This is a genomic window from Paraburkholderia tropica (genome assembly GCF_900109265.1).
Taxonomy (GTDB): Bacteria; Pseudomonadota; Gammaproteobacteria; order Burkholderiales; family Burkholderiaceae; genus Paraburkholderia; species Paraburkholderia tropica.
Genome location: NZ_FNZM01000007.1, coordinates 38,312 through 57,293 on the forward strand (window position 1 = coordinate 38,312; position 18,982 = coordinate 57,293).

At 65.5% G+C, this 18,982-nt stretch carries 17 protein-coding genes; 9 read left to right on the forward strand and 8 right to left on the reverse strand.

Annotated features, from left to right (window positions below; genetic code table 11):
- Positions 1-5: 5 nt before the first annotated feature.
- Together BMY06_RS12600 and BMY06_RS12605 are read left to right on the forward strand one after the other, a co-directional pair.
- Complete coding sequence (locus tag BMY06_RS12600) at positions 6-812, forward strand: SDR family NAD(P)-dependent oxidoreductase (protein WP_074983449.1); 807 nt, start codon at positions 6-8, stop codon at positions 810-812.
- Positions 813-984: 172 nt separating this feature from the next.
- Positions 985-2,502, forward strand: coding sequence for a carbohydrate porin (locus tag BMY06_RS12605; protein ID WP_074983451.1), 1,518 nt, complete (start codon positions 985-987; stop codon positions 2,500-2,502).
- A gap of 153 nt (positions 2,503-2,655) precedes the next feature.
- Here the strand turns inward: BMY06_RS12605 and BMY06_RS12610 are convergent, their stop codons facing one another.
- From BMY06_RS12610 to BMY06_RS12620, 3 genes are all read right to left on the reverse strand, one after another.
- Complete coding sequence (locus BMY06_RS12610) at positions 2,656-3,120, reverse strand: pyridoxamine 5'-phosphate oxidase family protein (RefSeq protein ID WP_074983452.1); 465 nt, start codon at positions 3,118-3,120, stop codon at positions 2,656-2,658.
- Between the two features lie 69 nt (positions 3,121-3,189).
- Complete coding sequence (locus tag BMY06_RS12615) at positions 3,190-3,606, reverse strand: GFA family protein (RefSeq protein WP_065061568.1); 417 nt, start codon at positions 3,604-3,606, stop codon at positions 3,190-3,192.
- A 67-nt stretch (positions 3,607-3,673) separates the two neighbouring features.
- Complete coding sequence (locus BMY06_RS12620) at positions 3,674-4,327, reverse strand: glutathione S-transferase (RefSeq protein ID WP_237181585.1); 654 nt, start codon at positions 4,325-4,327, stop codon at positions 3,674-3,676.
- Between the two features lie 144 nt (positions 4,328-4,471).
- On the opposite strand from BMY06_RS12620, the gene BMY06_RS12625 reads away from it, so the two are divergent.
- Entirely contained in the window at positions 4,472-5,047 is a 576-nt protein-coding gene (locus BMY06_RS12625) for a TetR/AcrR family transcriptional regulator (RefSeq protein ID WP_074983757.1), read from the forward strand.
- 36 nt (positions 5,048-5,083) lie between these two features.
- Here BMY06_RS12625 and soxR read toward each other — a convergent pair whose 3' ends face one another.
- Positions 5,084-5,569, reverse strand: coding sequence for a redox-sensitive transcriptional activator SoxR (soxR, locus tag BMY06_RS12630; protein ID WP_074983454.1), 486 nt, complete (start codon positions 5,567-5,569; stop codon positions 5,084-5,086).
- 85 nt (positions 5,570-5,654) lie between these two features.
- Here soxR and BMY06_RS12635 point away from each other — a divergent pair, with 85 nt between their 5' ends.
- On the forward strand, positions 5,655-6,659 hold the full coding sequence (locus tag BMY06_RS12635) for a questin oxidase family protein (RefSeq protein WP_074983456.1): 1,005 nt from the start codon (positions 5,655-5,657) through the stop codon (positions 6,657-6,659).
- Positions 6,660-6,682: 23 nt separating this feature from the next.
- Here BMY06_RS12635 and cyoE read toward each other — a convergent pair whose 3' ends face one another.
- Positions 6,683-7,576, reverse strand: coding sequence for a heme o synthase (gene cyoE, locus BMY06_RS12640; protein ID WP_074983458.1), 894 nt, complete (start codon positions 7,574-7,576; stop codon positions 6,683-6,685).
- Positions 7,577-7,905: 329 nt separating this feature from the next.
- Here cyoE and BMY06_RS12645 point away from each other — a divergent pair, with 329 nt between their 5' ends.
- Both BMY06_RS12645 and BMY06_RS12650 read left to right on the forward strand, forming a co-directional pair.
- Positions 7,906-9,297 (forward strand): hypothetical protein, encoded by a 1,392-nt coding sequence (locus BMY06_RS12645; protein WP_074983459.1) that lies wholly within the window; start codon positions 7,906-7,908, stop codon positions 9,295-9,297.
- Positions 9,298-9,308: 11 nt separating this feature from the next.
- Complete coding sequence (locus tag BMY06_RS12650; RefSeq protein WP_244144380.1) at positions 9,309-12,215, forward strand: tetratricopeptide repeat protein; 2,907 nt, start codon at positions 9,309-9,311, stop codon at positions 12,213-12,215.
- Between the two features lie 9 nt (positions 12,216-12,224).
- Here BMY06_RS12650 and BMY06_RS12655 read toward each other — a convergent pair whose 3' ends face one another.
- The 3 genes from BMY06_RS12655 to BMY06_RS12665 all read right to left on the reverse strand — a co-directional run bounded on the left by BMY06_RS12655 (position 12,225) and on the right by BMY06_RS12665 (position 14,634).
- On the reverse strand, positions 12,225-12,563 hold the full coding sequence (locus BMY06_RS12655) for a DMT family transporter (protein WP_065062526.1): 339 nt from the start codon (positions 12,561-12,563) through the stop codon (positions 12,225-12,227).
- Between the two features lie 190 nt (positions 12,564-12,753).
- Positions 12,754-13,545: an MHYT domain-containing protein gene (locus tag BMY06_RS12660; RefSeq protein WP_074983462.1), complete on the reverse strand. Its 792-nt coding sequence runs from the start codon at positions 13,543-13,545 to the stop codon at positions 12,754-12,756.
- Between the two features lie 315 nt (positions 13,546-13,860).
- Complete coding sequence (locus tag BMY06_RS12665) at positions 13,861-14,634, reverse strand: AraC family transcriptional regulator (RefSeq protein ID WP_074983464.1); 774 nt, start codon at positions 14,632-14,634, stop codon at positions 13,861-13,863.
- 178 nt (positions 14,635-14,812) lie between these two features.
- Between BMY06_RS12665 and BMY06_RS12670 the strand changes: the two genes are divergently transcribed.
- The 3 genes from BMY06_RS12670 to BMY06_RS12680 are packed head-to-tail and all read left to right on the forward strand — an operon-like array spanning position 14,813 to position 18,982.
- Positions 14,813-16,228 (forward strand): efflux transporter outer membrane subunit, encoded by a 1,416-nt coding sequence (locus BMY06_RS12670; protein WP_244144379.1) that lies wholly within the window; start codon positions 14,813-14,815, stop codon positions 16,226-16,228.
- Positions 16,229-16,265: 37 nt separating this feature from the next.
- Positions 16,266-17,390 carry an HlyD family secretion protein gene (locus BMY06_RS12675; RefSeq protein ID WP_065062520.1) on the forward strand — a complete coding sequence of 375 codons (1,125 nt, stop codon included), beginning with the start codon at positions 16,266-16,268 and terminating at the stop codon, positions 17,388-17,390.
- The gene (locus BMY06_RS12680) at positions 17,387-18,982 is read left to right on the forward strand and encodes a DHA2 family efflux MFS transporter permease subunit (RefSeq protein ID WP_074983465.1); all 1,596 of its coding nucleotides are present in this window, start codon (positions 17,387-17,389) and stop codon (positions 18,980-18,982) included. The genes BMY06_RS12675 and BMY06_RS12680 overlap by 4 nt, the downstream gene beginning before the upstream one ends.

Below are 18,982 nucleotides of genomic sequence, written 5' to 3' on the forward strand. Positions count from 1 at the left end.
CGCGCATGACTACCGCTTTCAAACCGGCGCTGCCGATTCAGCGCGGCGAGCGCCTGCGTGGCAAGACCGCGCTGGTGACGGGAATCGGCAACGGCATCGGCAAGGGTTGCGCGATGCTGTTCGCGGCGCAAGGCGCGCGCGTGGTGGGCTGCGATATCGACGCCGACGCCGCGCAACGCACCGTGAACGAAGCGCGCGAACGCGGCTGGACGATCGACAGCCTGCATCCCTGCGATCTGACCGCGCCGCGCGAGGCGGGGCGGCTCGTGGAGTTCGCCGTCGAGCGTCATGGCGGCGTCGATGTGCTCGTCAATGCGGCGGCGTTCGGCGCGTTCGCGTGGATCGGCGAAATGGACTACGAAACGCAGTGGCGCAAGACGCTCACGGGCGAACTCGATATCGTGTTTCTGCTGTGCCAGGCCGCGTGGCCCGCGCTGATCGCGCGCGGTGGCGGATCGGTCATCAACTTCGCTTCGGCGAACGCTTCGCATGCGCTCGAAGGGTCGCCCGCGCTCGCGCACTGCGCGGGTAAAGGCGGCGTGCTGGCCATGACGCGTCAGCTCGCGATGGAAGGCGCGCAGCATGGCATCCGCGTCAATACGATTTCGCCCGCGCTCGTCGAAACCGAGGCCACGCGCCGTCACATGCAGGCACAGCCCGAACTGATGGCGCGCGTGCTCGGCAAGCTGATGGCCCGCCGCGTGGGGCAGCCCGAGGACATCGCATGGTGCGCGTTGTTCCTCGCGTCGGACGAATCCGCCTGGGTGACCGGCGCGGAATTTCCCGTCGACGGCGGCGCGACCGCCTGGTAGTGGTCAGGCGGCGATCAGCCTTTTCTAGAAGTTCTCATTGAATCCGGAACGCGCCCGTCACGAGGCGCGACGGAACGCGTTTTGCCACAAAAATCTGGAGACGATAATAATGACGATTCATCGGTTTGGAATCCTGACTAAACGAGAAATCAACGCATGGCGTCTTTCGTCGATGTCGCTCGCGATAGCGGCGATGCTGGCGAGCGGCGCGGTCTTCGCGCAGACGGCACCGACCACGTCAACCGGCCCAGTCAGTGCCGACGACGCAGCCCCTTCGGCCAATGCATCGAAGTCAGCGAAACAAGCGACGCCAGCGAAGCCCGCACTGACGCTCGCCGCCAGCGACGGCACGGTCAAGCAGGCGTCCACGGATCGGCCGTCGGTGCAGCAGGGCATTCCGTCGACCAATCAACTCGGCGTTTCGCACATCGGCGACGCGGCGCCCGCGCCGGCGTCGAGCCCGCGTCAGGGACCGCTCGCCGGCATCGGCCAGAAGCTCAACGACTGGGGCTTCACGCCCACGCTCAATCTCGTGCAGATGTATCTCACGAACCCGAGCGTCGGCCAGCAAACGGGCAATCACGAAGCGCTGACTTTCATCTCGGTGGGCGGCGATTTCGACATGGAGAAGATCGCGGGCTTTCCAGGCGCGACGATCCACTTTCAGCAGCTCTTCGTGCCGTTCACGAACAATCTCGCGTGGGGCACCCAGGTGGGCGACGTGCTCGCGGGGCAGCCCGGCCCGTACGTGCCGCAGGTTTCGCATCTGGGCATCTTCACGTGGGAGCAGAAGGCGTTTCACGACAAGCTTGATGTGGAGTTCGGCAAGACCAATGCGGGCGCGTATTTCGGCGCGCCGGTGTGCAATCAGGGCTTCGGTTGCCAGAGCGCGATCCTGCAGAACAGCGCGGGGATGAATCCGCCCGTCTACGTGAACTGGGGCGGCCGCGCGCGCTACAACATCACGCCCGCGTGGTCGGTGCAGGCGGGACTGTTCCGCTCGAATCCCGCGTATCCGTTCACGAATGGCTGGGAATGGACCAACAGCGTGCCCGACAGCAACGTGTGGCTCGCGAGCACTGCCTATCGCACGACTTATCAGAGCGATCCCTATCCCAAGAGCTATGAGCTGATGCTCTACTACAACACGCGCACGCAGACGGACCCGCTCACGGCGCAAACGCACAAGGGCACCTCGGGCATGTACTTCGGCGGGCGTCAGGTGGTGTGGCGCGCCGATGGCGGCCTCGCGGGCGCACCGGACCCGACGGCCGTCTCGCTGTTCGCGACGGCCACCGGCAGCTTCGATTCGCGGTCGAGCTACGGCATCGCGATGACCGGCAGTGCGGGCGTGATTGTGGAGGCGCCGCTGCGTAGCCGTCCGCACGACAGCTTCTCGCTTTCGCTGAACTGGGCGACGCTGACGCCGCACGAGCAGGAATATCTGAAACAGGAGAATCTCGCTGCGGGCGGCACGGGCTATACGGTCGGACGCACGCAGTACGGCCTCAAGCTCGACGCCAATATCGCCGTCACGCGCAGCATCATTCTGAGCCCCTATGTCATGCGGACGTGGAACACGAGCACGTGGGGCAATCCGGCCTACGCGGCGACGCCGAAGAACGGTTTCGTGGCGGGCATCGTCGCGGCCGTTTTCTTCGACAAGATGCTCGGCCTGACCGATCACTGATCACTCATCGCGGAGCGGTCTGAGTATCTGAGTATCGACGTATCGATGTATCGGCGGACAGCGGTGCGTGGTGGCGCGCCGGTTGTCCGCCTTGATTCTGCAATCTGCAGTCTGAATGGAATCGCAGAAGCGCCGCGCGTCTTGATCGGCTGTTCAGTCCGTATCCGGTCGCACGCCGTAGCTTTTCATGGCCGACTCGACTTGTCGCGCTTCGGACGTCTCGGGATAAAGCCGATAACTCGGCGCAATAATCGGCTCGACGCAATCAATCTCGATGGCGAAAAGCGAGCGGAAAGGAAAACGCGGTCCGGCGAGTTGCGTCAATGGCAACGCGAGCGTGGCGAATGCCTCATCGCTCTCGTGCAGCAGTCGGGCTTGCCCTTTTAGCTTGAATCCCTTTTGAACAAACGGATCGACAAAGCTCACGCAGACGTTCGGGTTGTGCGCGATGTTTTCCGCGCTGCCCGGCGATGCGAGATTGGCCATCAACACAACATTCGGCCCGTGCGCGCAGAATATTTCCTTGGGCGAGACATTCGGCGCGCCGTTGGCATCGGCGGTCGCCAGCCAGCAGAGCACGCTTTTTTTCATGGAAGCCAGAACCGCGTCGTTCAACATCGTCGACTCCTGTGGGGTGGAAATCGCATTGTCGGCGATACGGGTGGCGACGTCGACGGTTCGGCTGCGTTAGCGCCCGGACGGCCGTTCAGGCTGCCACTCGGGATAACGCGGGATGGCTTCTCCGTCGACCAGCCACGGCGCGTCGTGCGAGGTCCAGATATGCATGGCCGGTTTGTGGCCGGGGTCCTCGTCGAGCGTGGGCACGCGCAGGATCACATGCGGTTGCAGCGGCCGCTCGGCAATGAGATGCGTGCCGCAAGCCGAACAGAAATGGCGAAACTTGCCTGCGGACGATTCGAAACTGCGCAGCAGTGCTTCACCGGCGGTCCAGCGAAAATGATCGCGCGCGACGCGCGCCGTCGTGGCGAACGCGGCAGCGTGCGCCTTGCGGCAAGTCCGGCAATGACAATGTCCGATGGGCGAGTCGAGTGAATCGATTTCGTATTTCACCGATCCGCACAGACAGCTACCTGAAAATGGCATGAAGGCTCCACGTTGGGCGATTGAGTCATCAATCTTTGAATTGTACGTGGAGCGTAGCCGTCCTCGCTCAGTTGTACGCCGGCTGCTTGCTGACACTCGGCCGTTCGCGCATCCTCGCATACCACGCTCGCAGCGCTTCGCACTCGTCGGGTACCGGCAACTTGACGATCGACGCGAAAACCAGACCGCCGATCACCGTGATATCGGCCATCGAAAACGTATCGCCCGCGATAAACGGCTGCGTGGTCAGCACGTCATTGAAATAACGCATGCCTCTCAGTGCTTTGTCGCGCTGACGAAATCCCCATTCGGCGTTTTGATAGTGCTCGACGTCGGGCCCGAGTCCGGGCGTGGCGTGATGAAAATACACGCTGATGGCGTCGAGCAATTCCAGTTCGGCGCGCTTGCTCATCATGTGAATCAGGCCTTTCTCGCGCGCGGTTCTGCCGGTCAGGATGGGTGCTTCGCCTAGCGTATCGAGATATTCGGTGATGGCCGTGCATTCGGCGATGCAGGTGCCGTCTTCGAGTTCGAGAACCGGCAGCGTGCCCGAATAGTTCTTCGCGCGGATGAATTCGGGCCGCTTGTGTTCGCCCGTGTAGAGATCGACCATCACAAATCTTACCTGCGAATCGAGTCCTGTCTCGGCCAGCGCGATACGAACGCGCGTGGGATACGGACCTTTGGGGAAATCGTAGATCGTCATGGTGCTCGCCGTCATGCTTGCCTCTCGCTGAGTGGGGATAAGGACGCCATCGCTCGTTCTGAAACGATCGCTCTAAAATCTACCTAACGTTTGTTAGGTTTACGATAGAGAGTACAATGCGGCTTGTCAACGGGCATTTCGGATTGCGGAGGCAGGGTGGTGAAGATCGATTCAGGCGCGAATTCGCGGGAGCGCATCCTGGCGGCGGCGACGCAGATTGCACAGGCGCACGGCTACGGTGGGCTGAATTTTCGCGATCTCGCCGAGGCGGTCGGCATTCGGGCCGCGAGTATCTACCATCATTTCGAAAACAAGGCCGACCTCGGCGCGGCGGTCGCGCGGCGCTATTGGGAGGATTGCGCGGCGTCGCTGGAGGCGTCGCTGGCCAGCGCTGCCGAGCCGATCGATTGCCTGCGCCGTTATCCGGAAACCTTCCGCAAGGCGCTGAAGAACGACAATCGCATCTGCCTGTGCAGTTTCATGGCCGCCGAATCCGACGATCTGCCGGCAGTGGTGATGCAGGAGGTCAAGACCTTCGCGGACGTGAACGTGGCATGGCTCGGCAAGGTGCTCACCGCTGCACGCGTGGTCAGTCCCGCCGAGAGCGAGGCGCGCGCCCGCGCCATTTTTGCGGCCATCGCCGGGGCGCAATTGATTGCCCGCAGTCGCGGCGATATTGCCGTGTACGACGACCTGATCGCGAGTTATCGCGCCGCGGGTTTATTGCCTCGGTAATTGCCCGTGTAATAGCGTGCCCGTGTAATAGCGCTTTTATTTTTTCTTCGCGTCGATATCTTCGGCCAGCACGGCGCGCGACGTATCGCCCATCAGATAGCGCGCGCCGCTGCCGCGACGACGCGCGACGTCGTCCGGATTGTAGAGCGAGCACGATTTCAGCGAGAGGCAACCGCAGCCCACGCAGGACGCCAGCTGATCGCGCAAGGCGATGAGCCCGTCGATGCGTTCCTGAATGAGGGGCTGCCACGCACGCGAGAGACGCGTCCAGTCCGCTTTCGTGGGCGTGCGCTGATTGGGCAGCGCGTCGAGCGCCGACCGGATGTCCGCGAGATTCAGGCCAACGGCCTGCGCCGCGCGGATAAAACCCACCCGACGCAGCATGTCCCGTCGATACAGTCGGTGCCCACCGCCCGTGCGCGTGCTGCTGATCAGCCCTTGATCTTCATAGAAGCGGATCGCGCTGGCCGCTACGCCGGCGCGCTTCGCCAGTTCGCCAATCGTAAGCGTTGTTTCGGTCATGCGTTTTCCGCGCGGAGTTTCTTGACTTCAAGTGTACTTGAACTTTGACAATGCCATTTCCCTTCACGGTTCGAGAGACGTCCCCATGCGCAGCGATTCTGTCCGCAGCACCTTGAACGCATTGCTCGACGCCAATGCCCGCTTCGATCTCGGCGCGAAAGGCACGACCAATCATTGTCCGATGGCGCTCGTTGCGCTCGCGGAAATGGGCGCGTCGTCGGCGCGGCTCAGCGCGTTTTTCGACAGGTGGGCATCCACGTATGCATTGAGCGCGCCGCCGGTGGTGACGCGTATCGATCGGCGGGAATGGAAAACGCATCTGGGAACGCGCGCGGCATTCGGCGCATTGCGCCTGTGTTTTCTCGACTGGACCGCCGATACGGGTCCTGCGTCTGTTATCGCGAGTGTATTAAGCGAAGTGCGTTTCGCGCCTGCAACGCAGGCTTTTCATTCGATCATCCGGCTCGCGTATGGGATCGAAGCCGGGCATGCCGGCGAAATCGCATCGGGACTGGCGTCGTTGATTGCTTCGCATCTGCCGATCGATATTCGCGCCGACTCGAAACGTCGCGAGGCGGCAAGTATCGGCGAAGGATTCGATCAGGTCGGCGAGGCCTTTCGCGGCGTGTCGTTTGCGCAGAGCACGATTACCTCGCGCGTGCAGGCGGTTGCCGACGATCCGCGGTTTGCGTCGGCGGTTCTCGCGTTGCCGCTGCGCGCAGGCGTGCTCGATGAGATCGCGCGCGCGACTATCGACGCCTATTGGCGCAGGCCGGATTTCACGCTGCTGCACACGGTCACGGTAACGCGTGCGGCGCGCATCGTCTTTGCGTTGCTGGACGCACGCCTCGTCGAGAAATTAATGCCGGACTTCTGGCTCGCGCTCTGCGCCGCTTACGCAACAGTTGGCGAACGCGTGCAAACGGACACGCGCGTCGTGGATCCTCATATCGAATGGCGCGACGTCTGCAAAAAAGCAATCGCATCCGACGACGATCACGTGATCAAAATGACCTACACGTGTTGGTGCGAAGACCGGCGCGATCCCTCGCCGCTTTATCTTGCCTCGGCGGCGAGGCTGGTGTCGTAGCGCAGCGCGATGCGCCGCCTTCCTCACGTAATCAGTCGATGATCGATCAACAGCACGGCGAACAGAAGCGTCAGATAAATAATCGAATAGCGAAACATCGATTTCGCGAGCGCATCCGAATAGTGTCGATACAGACGCACGGCATACATGAGAAACGCCGCGCTCAAAATGATCGCGCAAATCAGATAGAGACTGCCGCTCATGCCGGTCAGCCAGGGCATGACCGCGACGGCGCACAGCAGGATCGAATAAAGCAGGATTTGCAACTGCGTGAAGCGGATGCCGTGCGTGACCGGCAGCATCGGCAGACCGGATTTCCGATAATCTTCGCGGCGATACAGCGCGAGCGCCCAGAAGTGGGGCGGCGTCCAGACGAACACGATCAGCACGAGCAGCCAGGCGTCGGCGGGCAGCGTATTGGTGACGGCCGCCCAGCCGAGCGCGGGCGGCATCGCGCCCGACAAGCCGCCGATCACAATGTTTTGCGGCGTCGCGGGCTTGAGGATCGCGGTGTAGATCAGCGCATAGCCGATGAACGTCGCGATCGTGAGCCACATCGTGAACACATTGGTGCAGGTCGCCAGCAGGAACGCGCCCGCTGCGCCGAGCGTGAGCGAAAACACCGCGATTTCGGCGGGCGCGATCGCGCCTTGCGCGGAGGCGCGATGACGCGTGCGATTCATGCGTGCGTCGATCTTCAGTTCGAGCAGGCAGTTGAACGCGAACGCCGCGCCCGCGAGCAGCCAGATGCCCAGCGTGCCGCCCACGAGCACGCGCCACGGCACCGATCCCGGCGTCGACAGAAACATGCCGATGACGGCGGAGAAAACGGCGAGGTTGGCGATGCGGGGCTTCGTGAGTGCGAGGAACTGCGAAAAGCGGGTCGGAGGGCGTTGGGCGATTGATTCAGATTGCATAGGCGTGGTGTCGACTTCGGCGCGGGTTCGCTTCGAGTTGCGGGTTCGGGACGCGCGGGCGGTCAGGGTCAGGAGGGTTCGGCGACGGCATCGCGATCAATCCTGAAATAGTAAGGAAGGCCGTCTCAAAAGTCTGCCGATGTGCTTTACGCTTGATATTCATCATGCTCAGGCATTGTTGTGGCCGAAAAAGATGAGCAGTTTTGTCGCAGTCGAAGAAAGCCGCACGAAACGCTCAAGTCCCGTCACGCTCCTGCCGATATGCCGTTTGGCCGCCTGCGCGTCGCAGGCCGCTCCCGTTTTATTTCCGCAGCGCACATTCGAACAACATGAAGCTAAAGACCAGACTTTCCGGGGCGATGTTGATTTTCACGGCGTTCAGCGCCCACGCGCTGGACATGCGCAGTGCGCAACCCGCCGCGCCGATATCGGCATCGGAAACGCAGGCCACGCCGACGATTGCCCAGGCCGCCCTGGCCCAGGAGCGTCTGCGCCAGATGCTCGTCAAGAACGGATTCGATCCGGACTCGCCGAAGGGCCAGTCGATGATGAAGTTCTTCGCGCGGCTCGCCACCGACGAAGCTTTCCGCGTCAAGTTCACCCAGTTCACGAAAGCGGGCGACCCGTTCGGCGGCCAGTTGTCGCCCGACGACCGCGTGCGCGTGCTGCGCCTGTTGAGTCACCTGGCGCAGGGTCCGAAGAACGACTGCGCCGTGTTGCAGGCCGACGGGAAGAACTTCATCGTGCTGGCGAACGCGCTCTCCCCGCAGGGTCTCCAGGATCTGCTCGACGCCTTCGAAATCATTGTCGCCGACGACGAGGGCACATCGAGCGACGAACACTACACGCTCGCGGAGCTACTCGACGCCGAAGCCGAAGTCGAATCGGTCCTCGACGCCAAATTGACAGTGCAGCCCGATGTGAAGGAACAGGCCGCCATTTGCCAGGTGATGGGCAGCGGCCTCGACGCAATCAACGACTTGCCTGGCGCATCGCGTGAGCGCGCGACCTACGCGATCTTCCATATGCTGGGCAGCAAGACGTCGCCGCGCGCGAGCGTGCAGGCCGACCCGTTCGCCTACCTCGACGACATGTTCGACGAGCGGCGCATGCCCGACGCCCTGCGCGGCAAACTGCCCGCGAACGGCAGCCATCCGATGCCGTACTCGCGCCTCGTGATCGACGGCGAATGGCGGCATCAGTCGACGCCCAACCAGCCGTCGCCGTTCACGGACACATACGTGAACCGCCGCAACAACGGCGTCGTGGCCGAAGTGGTGACACCGGTCGTCACGAGCGGTTCGCCGGGCTGGTCGCACTTCTACCTGAGCTACGGCGTTCAGGATCTGCTGACGCAAAACGTCGGCACGCGCGTACTCACGCGCCTCGGCACGCTCAAGGACGGCGCGGCCATCGATGCCGCGAGCCGGCCGATGCTCGAAGGGCGCACGCTGGAGATGCCCGTGCCGCTGCCGTCGGAGGACGGCGAGACCGCGCGCTCCTGCCAGGTCGGCAAGACGGTGCCCGCCTCGACGATCTTCAGGACGTTCGAAGGCGATGCCGTCGATCTGCACTGCCAGTACGTGACGAAGAAGGGGAAGACGACTCGCTACGATGCCGCGCTGCTGATGAGCTACGGCATTCAGTTGTGGAAGTCGTACGACAGCGAAGACGGCCACACCGACGTGGTCATCCGGAACGTGACGATCCAGCAACCATGAAGGCGCGACGATTGAGACGTAAAGCGGCGCGCCGCGAAGCGGGTGCGTTGGGGCTGACTGCGCTTTTTGCTGCGGTCGCCGCATTGGCCACGTTCGCCGGTCAGCCCGGCACGGCGGCGGCGTTGCCCGCGCCGCCGCGCGCGGCGTCGGCGGCGTGGCTGGCGGGCAGCGGTTTTCCGGCGCTCGATGCCGTGCGGGTGGTCGACGATCCCACCACGCCTTGCGTGCTGATGCTCGACTATCGCGCCTGGGCGGCGTCGCTGTTCGACAAGCCGAAGGACGAGCGCGCGCGCTGCATGCTCGAGGCGGCGAACGGCAATCTGTCCGCGCGGGCGATCTACGGCCAGATGGTGGCCTACGGTTACGGCGGACCGCGCGAGACCGATCGCGGTCTCGCGATGCTCGAATCGGCGGCGCTCGACGGCTCGGTGCTCGCGCGCCGCATGCTCGGCAATCTTTATCGCGACGGCAGCGTGGTGCCCGCGGATCTGCCAGGCGCGCGCCGCTGGTTCGAATCCGCCGCTGCGCAGGGCGATGCGATTTCAGCCGACGTGCTCGGCGCGATGAGCGCGAACGGCGAAGGCCAGCCCGTCGACAACGAAAAAGCGTATCGCTACTTCGTGCAGGCCGCGGAAGCAGGCTCGGCGAACGGCGCGGCCAACGCGGCGCAATTCGCCGCCATCGGGCGCGGCGTGCCGCGCGATCCCGAACTCGCGGCTTCGTGGATGATCCGCGGCGCAACCGGCGGCGATCCGCTCGCGCAACTGCTGCTCGGCCTCGCGCTGCTGCAGGGCAACGGCGTGCCGCGTAACCCCGAAAACGGCGTGGGATGGCTGCGCGAAGCCGTGCGTCAAGGCAACGTCGGCGCCGAGGCGGTGCTGGGCGATGCGTATCTGAGCGGCGTCGGCGTGCCGCGCGATGCGCGCCGCGGCTTCGAACTGATGGCGCGCGCGGCGGCTAGCGGCTCGGTCTACGCGCAGCGCCGCATGGGCAATCTTTACGCGGCCGGAACGGGCGTCACGAAGAATCTCGCGCAGGCGCGCGCGTGGTATCGCAAGGCCGCGCTCGAAGGCGATGCCGCCGCGCGCTTCGCCCTGTCGAATCTCTATCGCACGGGCGGCGGTGGTCCCGTCGATCTGGACGCGGCCAACGGCTGGATGCGCGGTGCGGCCGAGGCGGGGCTGGCGACGGCGCAGAACGACCTCGGCGTGATGTTGCGCGAAGGCTGGGGCACGCACAAAGACCCGGCCGAAGCGCGCGTCTGGTTCGAGAAAGCGCGCGCGCAAGGGCTGGGCGTGGCGTCGCTGAATCTCGCGATCTATGCCGCGCGCGGCGTGGGCGAGCCGGTCGATTTCGCGAAGGCGTACCGGCTCGCGAGCGAGGGCGCGGAGCGCGGCAACGCGGATGCGGTGGTCTCGGCGGCCGCGCTGGCATGGATCGGGCGAGGCACGCCCGTCGACAAGGCGCGCGCGATGGCCTGGTATCGCGAGGCGGCGGATCAGGGCAACGTCGAGGCCGCGCGCTGGATCGGCAATCAATATCTCGCGGGCGCCGCGGTGCCGCGCGACGAGGCGCTCGGCCTGCACTATCTCGTGCTCGCGGCGGACGCGGGCGATGCGGCGGCCAGCGTCTCGCTGGGCGCTTATCTGGCGCAGCATCGGCAGACCGCGTCGGGCAAGACGGGCGTCGAATGGCTCGAAGCCGCCGCGAAGCGCCGCGTGCCCGCCGCCTACGGCGCGCTGGGCTACACGTACGCCTACGCAAACGGCGGCGCGGTCAAGCCGGACCCGGCCGCCGCGCTGAACTGGTTCTCGCAGGGCGCGCGGCTCGGCGATCCGGCTTCGCTGGCCGGGCTTTGCAGTCTGTACGCGTACGGCGGTGACGGCGTGGACCGCCGCCCCGATTTTGCGGCGCGCTGGTGTCAGGACGCGTCGCGCGGCGGCAATGCGTTCGCGATGAAAATTCTCGCCGATGCGGACAACCGCATCGCCAGCGACACCAACCGCGCGTACTGGCAGTGGAAACTCGCGGCACAGGGCGATCCGAAATATCAGTCGATGCTCGGCGACAGCTACGATCTCGGCGATGGCGTCGCGCCCGATCTCTCGGCGGCGACGTACTGGTTCCGGCACGCGGCGGAGCAGGGCAATGCATCGGCGCAAGGCTCGCTGGCGTGGCATCTGCTGACGGGACTCGGCGGCCGTGCGGATGCCTACGAGGCGTTCGCGTGGGCGTCGAAAGCCGCGCCCGCGGATGCGGAAGCCAAGCGGATGCTGGGCGTCGACTATGCGTACGGACGCGGCGTCGATCGTGATCCGGCGGCGGCCCGCGTCTGGCTCGAAAAGTCGATGGCGGCCGGCGACGACTGGGCGGCCAGCGACCTCGCGACCTGGTACGAAATCGGGCCGCGCGCGCTGCGTGATCCGGCGCGCGCGCGGCAACTGCATCAGCGCGGCGCGCGCGGCGGCGCGGAGCAATCGCAGATCGCGCTCGCCTTGCAGGCGCTCGCGGCGGGCAACGAAACGCGCCTCGGCAACGACGAGCGGCGCTGGCTGGTGCCGGCGGACGCGGCCGCGAGTCTCTGGCGCGAGGACGGTCTCGCGCCCGCCGGTGCGCGGCGTCAGCGCTGGGATGGCTTGTCGAGTCTGAACGAGGCGCTGCTCGGCAATCCGCTGATGCAGTACGACATCGGCATGCGCTTTCTGACCGGCAATGGCGTCCCGCGCGATCGCGCGCTCGGCGCGGCGTGGATCGCTCGCGCGCGAACGGGCTTCGAGGCGCGTGACGGCGTCCCGGCGTACGCCGCTGCCATCCGCATCGTGGAGGCGCGACTGTCCGAACGCATGGGCGACGACGAGAAGCAACGCGCTCGCGAGATCGCCGCGAATCTGAATGCGACGGTAAGCGAGCTGCCTTGAGGTGACGGCCTACGCGCCGCCGCTGCTGAAGTTCAGCAAGACGATGCCCGAAATCGCCGTCACGAGCCCGATGGCTTTGACGGCGCTCACCGATTCGCCAAACCACAGCATGCCGATGATCGCCGTGAGGGCCGCGCTGCTGCCGGCCCACGCAGCGTAAGCCATGCCCATTTCGATGCTTTTCGTCGCGACCGCCATCAGATAGATGGCCACGGCATAGCACGCGATAGTCAATATCGACGGAAAAAGGCGGCTGAAACCGGCGGATAAATTGAGTGCTACGGTGCCGAGCGCTTCAGCGGCGACACTTGCAGCAAGGATGAGCCAGGCGGCTTGAGTGGAGGGCATACCCGTACCTCGCCAACTCCACGTTTATACCGAACGTTAGAGCAAGCGGAGAGGACGGTACCCCAAGACGAAAAAATACTCGCAAAACAGCGCCCCGTTGTCAACGTCATCAACGGGATTCGATGGCGATGGGGCGCTCAGGCAAGCATGCTTTGCTTTCCGAATCTTTCCGCCGATTCCGGCGACACGATTAGCGTGCCGGATTGCGTCGATTCACATGGTTGTCGAGAATCGCATCGGCCATGGCGCGCGACTTCGCGCTATTGCGGGCGTCGAGCATGGCAATCACGATGGACGCCCCGAAAATCAGCAGGCTGAATGTCACGACGATGCCCGCGAGCCAGGGCACCGGCATATTGCGCAGATCGGCGACCGAGTAACTGCCCGCTTCGAATTGCGCGGCGGCCATGCCGCAGTAATGCATGCCGCACACCGCGACGCCCATCACGATTGCCGAGCCGATCTGCCGGACGCGGCGCATCGTATGGCGGCGGCGCAGGTCGAAAGCCAGCAGCAACGCCGCACCGCTCGCGATGATGGCGATGATCACCGACGCGATCACGAGGCCGATGTTGTAATGAATGGCCGGGCAGATATCCATCGCCCACATGCCGAGATAGTGCATGCCCGCCACGCCGAGCCCCATGGCAACGGCGGCGCCCGAGAGCAGCGGCCAGCTCAGTTCGTAACGGCACAGCGGCAGAAAACCGATTGCGGACGCGACGATGGCAATCGCCAGCGAAGCAACGGTAATGGGAACGTTGTAGCCGACGGAGATCGGCAGATGGAACGCCAGCATGGCGATGAAATGCATCGACCAGATGCCGAGCCCCATGATGCATCCGCCGAATGCGATCCACGGAAGAAGCGGGCGTTTGCCGATGACATCGAGGCGATCGGAAATATCCAATGCCGTGAATGAGGCAAAGATCGCGAGCAGGCAGGAGAGCACGACAAGCGAGGGATCGTAGTAGCCGGTCATTTTCGTTCAACTCGTGTGAACTGCATGTGGCGAGACTTGGCGTGGACGCGGTTACCACTTCCCCGTGCGTCCATTTCCTTTTAAAAATTGCGTCGAGTATACATAGAAACGTTTGCGCGCAATAGCGAGGCAGAACCCGAATAAACCCGAAAAGGACGCCTAAGAAATGTGGAATGACCCTTGAATGGCGGCTGTAAAAAAATACTCGAATAGCGGCATTCGAATAACGATGCGAATTGCATTTAAATGGCTTTAAAACACGTATGAAAAGGCAAGGGCGCGGCATTTGTTTGCACGCAAGGCAAACTGCTCTGCCTACTTTCGCCGCAGATACTCGCTAGGCGGCATGCCCAGCACCTTGCGAAACATCGCCGCGAACGCGCTCGGACTGTCGTAACCATGCTCGAGCGCGAGTTCGAGTATCGACACTCCGGCGGACAACCTCGGCAAACTGAGCAGCAGGCGCGCGTGCCGCCACCACGCGCCGGGCGTCATGCCGGTTTCGCGCTTGAACGCGCGCGCGAGCGTGCGTTCGGTCATGTGCGCGGCGTGCGCCCAGGATTCGAGCGTGACCGGTTCGGCGGGCGAGCGGATCAGTTGCGTGCACAGCGCGCTCAACGCGGGATGGCGCGGCATCGGCACATGCAGGGCGAGCGGCACGGCGATTTCGACTTCGTCGAGGATCAGCGCCAGCACGCGGCCGGCGCGATGGTTGAGGTCGTAATCGGCGGGCAGGCCGTGCGCGGTCACGATCAACTCGCGCAGCAACGCGCTCGCCTCGATCACGCGGCAATCGCGCGGCAGACTCGGCCGCACTTCATGAGCGACGAACAGCGAGTGCATGCGCACGTCGCCGGCCATTTCGATTTCGTGGCGCGTGCCGCCCGGCACCCAGACCGCGCGTCCTGGCGGCACGACCCAACTGCCGGCCTCGGCGCGCACGATCATCACGCCGTCGATGGCGAGGATCAGTTGCGCCTGCGCGTGCGTGTGCGCCGGAAACGCAAGGCCCGCGGGCGAATCGGTGGCGATCACGCCGATCTGGCGCGCTTTGTCCTGCGCGTCGAGCGCCTCGAAGAAACCGTTCATGTGTCAATTTCCCGACGATGAATGCACATTGCGCGCGCGATTGACCAAAGGGGTCGACCCTATCATGACGTCGATGTTTCCGCCCGATCGTTTTCCCTTCATCGACTTCACGATGCCGTCCACGTCTGTTCCTCCCGTTTCATCGCGCGTTGCGAGCGCGCTGTTATTGACCGCCGCAGTGTCTGCGCTGGCTGCGCTGACTGCGAGTCTCGCCGCGTGCTCGACCGCCGAGGCTGATCGCGCGCCCGTGGCCGCCGCCGAGCGCACCGCGCCGTTCGACGCCGCCGCTTCGACGCCCGACGCCGTGAGCGCCGCGCCGCCCGATCACTGGTGGCGGCTCTACGACGATCCCGCGCTCGACGCGCTGATCCGCGACGCGCTCGCGCAGAACCGCGATCTCGCCGTGGCCGCCGCGCGCGTCGAACGCGCCCGCGCCGTGCTCGCGCAAACCGACGCCGCGCGCCTGCCCGCCACGGAGGCGACGTTCGGCGTCGATTACGGCCGCCACACCGACGACCAGATCGTGGCCGCCGCACGCAACAGCGGCAGCGCGCCGACGCGCTTCGGCTGGGCGCCGGGTTTCGCGCTGTCGTGGGAGGTCGATCTGTGGGGACGCGTGCGCGATCTCGTCGATGCCGCGCATGCCGACGCCGACGCCCAGCAAGCCGCCGCCGACGCCATGCGCGTGAGCGTCGCCGCCGAAACCGCGAGCGCCTACGCGCGGGCCTGTGCGTTTGGCGCGCGTATCGGCGTGGCGATGCGCTCGGAGCAGGTGGCCGAGCGCATCGCCGCGCTCACGGCGCGGCAGCAGGCGCTGGGCCTCGTCGCGCCGATGGACCTCGCCCGCGCGCGCGCTTTCGCCGACGACACGCGCGCGCGTCTGCCCGTGCTCGAAGGCGAGCGCCGCGCCGCGCTCTACGAACTCGCGGTGCTCACGGGTCAGGCGCCGTCCGAGATTCCGCCGGCCGCCGTGCAGTGCCGCACGCCGCCCGCGCTCGCGCAGCCGTTTCCGCTCGGCGACGGCGCGGCGCTGCTGCGCCGCCGTCCCGATCTGCGCGAGGCCGAACGCAAGCTCGCGGCGGCGCATGCCCGCGTCGGCGCGGCGCAGGCGTCGCTGTATCCGGCCATCTTGCTGGGCGGCTCGGTGAACTGGCTGTCGACGACGGGCAATCCCGCATCGATCGGCGACCGGTATGCGGTGGCGTGGGGTATCGGCCCGCTGATTAGCTGGCGCTTTCCGAATCTGGCGGCGAGCCGTGCCGAACTGGGCGCGGCGCGTGCCGACGACACCGGCGCGCGCGCCGCGTTCGATGCGAGCGTGTTGCGCGCCTTGCAGGAAACCGAGCAGGCGCTCGCGCGTTACGGCGCGGCGTGGCGCGAGCGCCATGCGTTGCAGACGGCGCGCGCCGAGCACGCTCGCGCCTTCACGCTCGCCGAGCGCGAGTTCCGCGCGGGCGCGCTCGATTCGCTCGGCGTGCTCGACGCGGAGCGCAGCCTCGTGGACGTGGACGCGGCGCTCGCGCAGTCCGCGCAGCAGGTCTCGCTCGATCAGGTGGCGGTGTTCAAGGCGCTCGGCGGTGGCTGGCAGCCCTGAGCGCGGCTTCATTCATTCTCGAAACAAGATCACAAGCATGAGTACGACTGTCGATACCCAAACTGAAACCGAAGTTAAAAAGATCAGGCATCCGAAACGTGTATGGATCGTCGCGGGCGGCGTGCTCGCGCTGCTGGCGGCCAGCGCGTGGGGCTGGCACTGGTGGCGCGTCGCGCGCTTCGTCGAATCGACGGACGACGCCTATGTGCGCGCCGATGTCGTGACCGTGAGCCCGCGCGTGTCGGGCTACGTGACGCGCGTGGCCGTCGACGACGATCAGCCCGTGCGTCGCGGCGACGTGCTCGTTCAGCTCGACGACCGCGATTTCCGCGCCAAAGCGCAAGCGGCTGCGGCAGCGGTCGCGAGCGCGCAGGCGGCGCTGGGCGAGGCGCAGGCGGCGTCGCGCACGCTCGATGCGCAGATCGCGCAGCAGGCGAGCGCGATCGACGAAGCGCAGGCCGACGTGGACGCCGCGCGCGCCGAATCCGCGCGCCGCAACGCCGACGCGGCGCGCTATCAGGCCTTGCTCGCCGACGAAGCCGCGAGCGGCCAGCGCTGGGAAGCGGCCCACGCCGACGCGCTCAAGGCGAACGCGCAGTATGCGCGCGCGAAGGCGGCGGCGCAGGCGCAGCGCGCGCAGACCGAGGTGTTGCAGCGTCGGCGTGCGCAGGACGATGCGGCGATCGACGCGGCGCGCGCGCGGCTCGCGGCGGCGCAGGCGCAACGCGTGCTCGCGGACCTCGATCTCGACCATACGCGCATCGTCGCCACGCGCGACGGCATGGTCGGACAGCGCAGCGTGCGCGCGGGGCAGTACGTGGAGGCGGGCACGCCGCTGCTCGCCGTGGTGCCGATGCGCGATGTCTACGTGGTCGCGAACTTCAAGGAAACGCAGCTCGAACATATGCGCGACGGCGAGCCTGTCACGCTAGACATCGATACGTTTTCGGGCCGCACGCTGCACGGTCGCGTGCGCGGCATCGCGCCGGGATCGGGTGCGGAATTCGCGCTTCTGCCGCCCGATAACGCCACCGGCAACTTCACGAAGATCGTGCAACGCGTGCCCGTGAAGGTCGCGCTCGATCCGCTGCCGCGCGACGTCGTGCTGCGGCCCGGCATGTCGGTGGTCGCGCATGTGGATACGCGCGAGGCGGCGCGATGACCCCGCAATCGGCGCAATCCGCGCAATCCACACCCGCCGCCGAAGAAACCGTCTCGCTGCGCGCGTGGGTCGCCGTGCTCGGCGGCGTGTTCGGCTGCTTCATGGCGGGCATGAACGTACACGTGACTAACGCCTCGCTGCCCGACATTCGCGGCGCGCTGGGCGCGAGCTTCGAGGAAGGATCGTGGATCACGACCGCGTATCTCGTCGCCGAGATCGTTGTGATTCCGCTCACGGGCTGGCTCGTGCAGGTGTTTTCCGCGCGACGCGTGCTGCTGGTCGGGGCGTCGGGGTTTCTCGCGTTCTCGCTGGCGTGCTCGCTCGCGCCGACGATCGGTTCGATGATCGCCGCGCGCGCCTTGCAGGGCGCGTTCGGCGGCGTGCTGATTCCGCTCTCGTTTCAGCTCATCGCCACCGAGTTGCCGGCGTCGCGGCGCGCGCTCGGCATGGCGCTGTTCGCCGTCGCCAACAACGTCGCGCAGGCGGCGGGGCCGTCGCTCGGCGGCTGGCTCACGGACGCCTATTCGTGGCGCTGGATCTTCTATCTGCAGATTCCGCCCGCGCTCGCGCTGATCGCGGCGATTGCATGGTCGATCAAACCCGTTTCCGTCGATCTCGCGCGCCTGAAGAACGCGGATTGGTTCGGCATCCTGGCGATGGCGGTTGGCTTGAGCGCATTGCAGATCGTGCTCGAAGAAGGCGGGCGCAAGGACTGGTTCGCCTCGCACGATATCGTGCTGCTGTCGTGCGTCGCGGCGCTCGGTCTTGTCGCGTTCGTGGCGATCGAATTAAAGCGCGCGCAGCCGTTCATCAACCTGCGTCTGCTGGGGCGCTACAACTTCGGCGTGGCGAGCCTGATGCAATTCATGTTCGGCGCGGTGGTGTTCGGCGTGGTGTTTCTGGTGCCGAATTATTTCGCGCAGACGCAGGGCTATAGCGCGCGCGATATCGGCATGACGATGATTCCGTATGGCCTCGTGCAGTTCGCCATGTCGTTCGCCACGCCGCCGCTGATGCGCGTCGTCGGGCCGCGAATGGCGATCGTCGCGGGCTTTGCGCTGGTCGCTGTGGGCTGCCTGATGAATATCCATCTCGACGCCGATTCCGCCGCGAACGTAATCGTGCCGTCGCTGATCGTGCGCGGCGTGGGGCAGTCGCTGGTGGTGATCGCGCTGTCGGTGATGGCGGTGGACGGCATCGAAAAGGCGCAGCTCGGGTCGGCCTCGGGCGTGTTCAATATGGTGCGCAACGTGGGCGGCGCGATCGGCATCGCGCTCGCGAGCCAGATCGTGGTCGAGCGGGAGAAGCTGCATGCCATGCGGATCGGTGAATCGATCACGCCTTACGCGAGCGCGTTTCAGGAACGGATGGCAGCGCTCTCGCGGCTCGTGGCGCAGAGGCATCTCGCGCACGCCGACGCGCTGCCGCGCGCGCGCTTGGACGGCGTGCACGAAACGGCGCTCGCGATCATCGAGCAGCGCGTGCTGCACGAAGCGCTGCTGATGGCGTATAGCGATGCGTTTCTGATCGCGGGCGTTGCGATGCTTGGCTGCATGGCCGCTGCGTTTTCGCTGCGCGGCGCGAGTCGATGA